2 protein-coding genes are annotated in these 2112 nt (G+C 70.7%); both read right to left on the bottom strand.

Going from position 1 to position 2112, the window contains the following annotated elements; genetic code table 11:
* Positions 1–61: 61 nt before the first annotated feature.
* A complete protein-coding gene (locus tag DQW06_RS14020) occupies positions 62–1291 on the bottom strand; it encodes an MFS transporter (RefSeq protein WP_013152226.1) in 1230 nt (409 codons plus the stop codon).
* A 143-nt stretch (positions 1292–1434) separates the two neighbouring features.
* A complete protein-coding gene (locus DQW06_RS14025; protein WP_013152227.1) occupies positions 1435–2031 on the bottom strand; it encodes a TetR/AcrR family transcriptional regulator in 597 nt (198 codons plus the stop codon).
* Between the last annotated feature and the right edge of the window lie 81 nt (positions 2032–2112).

The raw sequence follows: 2112 nt of genomic DNA on the forward strand, positions 1-2112 counted from the left end.
GGGCGGGGGGAGGAAAGAAGGGGGTGCCGCCCCGGGTCCGGGAGGCGGCACCCGGTCCGTGTCAGGCTCCCGTGGGGTGGGCGGCCCGGTCCTCCTCGACCGGCCGCGGCGCGGCCGGGGGCGGCACGTACAGGTCGGTGGCCTCGTGGCCCACCCTGCGCGCGGTCAGGGCCGCGGGCACCATGGCCAGCAGCGCGAGCAGGGCCAGGCCGACGCCGACCCACAGCGGTGCGCGCAGGCCGAAGGCGTCGATGCCCATGCCGCCGACCCAGGAGCCGACGACCACGCCCATGGTGATGAACGAGGAGTGCACGGTGTTGACCAGGGCGCGCGGGTTCCCGGCGCGCTGGACGCGGGTGATCATCGCGGGGTTCAGCGTGATGCCCACCAGGCCGATGCCCGCCATCGCCAGCAGGGCGGGGACCGGCAGGTCCGCGAAGAGGGCGAAGACGCCCAGGAAGACCGTGTTGAGCGCCAGACCGGCCACGATGACGGTCACGGTGTGGGACATGGCCAGGCGGCCGACCACGATGTTGCCGATGACCGTCGCCCCGCCGTAGCCCAGGAGCAGCAGCGGCACGATGTCGCGGGAGAACCCGGTGACCTCGGTGAGGATCGGCGTGAAGTAGGAGAACGCCGCGAAGGTGGCGCCGATGATGAGCGTGGAGGTGGCCATGATCGTCCACAGGCGCGGGCGGCGGAACACCTCCAGCTCGGAGCGCAGTGCCCCGGCCTCCTCGGCCTTCTCCAGGCGCGGCAGCGCGAGCATGGTGGCCACGGCCACGACCACGGTCAGCACGCCGACGGCGGCGAAGGCGGCGCGCCAGCCGAACTGGCCGCCGATGAGCGTGGACAGCGGCAGGCCGAGCAGGGTGCCCACCATGAGGCCCTGGAGGGCCACACCGGTGGCGCGCCCGCGCAGGTGCGGCGCGGTGACCTGCGCGACCGCCGACAGGGCGACGCCGAAGAAGGCTCCGGCTGCCGCTCCGGTGATCACGCGGGCCACGAGCATGGGCCAGTAGGAGGTGGAGAGGGCGGCCAGCGCGTTGCCGACGAAGAAGATGGCGAAGAGCACCATCAGGGCGTGGTTCGTGCGCAGCCGGAGCACCGACAGGGTCGCCAGCGGCCCGCCGAGCGCCATCGCCAGTGCGAACGCGGTGATGAGGTAGCCGATCTGCGGGATGGTGGCCCCCAGGTCCTCGGACATCTGCGGCATGAGTCCACCGACGAGCAGCTCGCTGGTGACCATGGCGAAGATGCCGAGCGCCATGAGGTAGACGGACTTGGGCATCGGAGCTTCCTTTGAGTTTTGAATTGATCAGACCAAAACTAGGGCGCACGGGGAGACGCACGCGGGCACGCGGCCGCGCCGACGCGGGTCAGGGAGTCAGCGCGGTCGTGCTGGTCGGGGGCGTTGGTCGGTCGGTCCCGGGATCAGGGCCTGAGCGCCTCGATCCCGGTGGAGGCGATGCCCTCCAGCGCCGTTCTCCCGGCGCCCGACTGGGCCGCGACCCTCATCCCTGAGATGAGGGAGGTCACGTACCAGGCCAGGTCGCCGGGGTCCCGGTCGGCGGCGATCGAACCGTCGAGCTGGCCGTCCATGACGGTCAGGCGCAGTGAGGACAGGCGCTTGTGCAGGTCCGCCTCCACCACCTGGGCGATACCCGGGTTGCGCGAGGCCACCGCGGTGATGGTGTTGACGGTGAAGCATCCCGACCCGCGGCCGTTCTCCCGGTTGTCGGTCTCGTCCTCCACGATCACGGTCAGCAGCGAACCGATCCGGTCCAGCCCGCTGCCCTTGGTGGAGTCCAGCACGGACCCCTGACGCGCGGTCATGGTGGTGACGTAGTAGGAGAGCGCCCGTCGGAACAGGTGCTCCTTGGAGTGGAAGGTGTTGTAGAGGCTGCTGCGGGTCAGTCCGGTCGCCTGGCACAGGTCGGCCGTGGAGGTCCCGTCGAACCCCTTGGCCCAGAACTCGCGACAGGCCGCCCGGACCACCTGCTCCTCGTCGAACTGGCGTGGTCTCCCCATGATCCAGACGGTACCACTTTATGGATGGAACGTCACAAAAAATCGGGGATCCGTGAGAGGCGTGCGGGCCGCCGGCGGTCC

Source organism: Nocardiopsis sp. TNDT3, from assembly GCF_003427465.1.
Classification (GTDB): Bacteria; Actinomycetota; Actinomycetes; order Streptosporangiales; family Streptosporangiaceae; genus Nocardiopsis; species Nocardiopsis dassonvillei.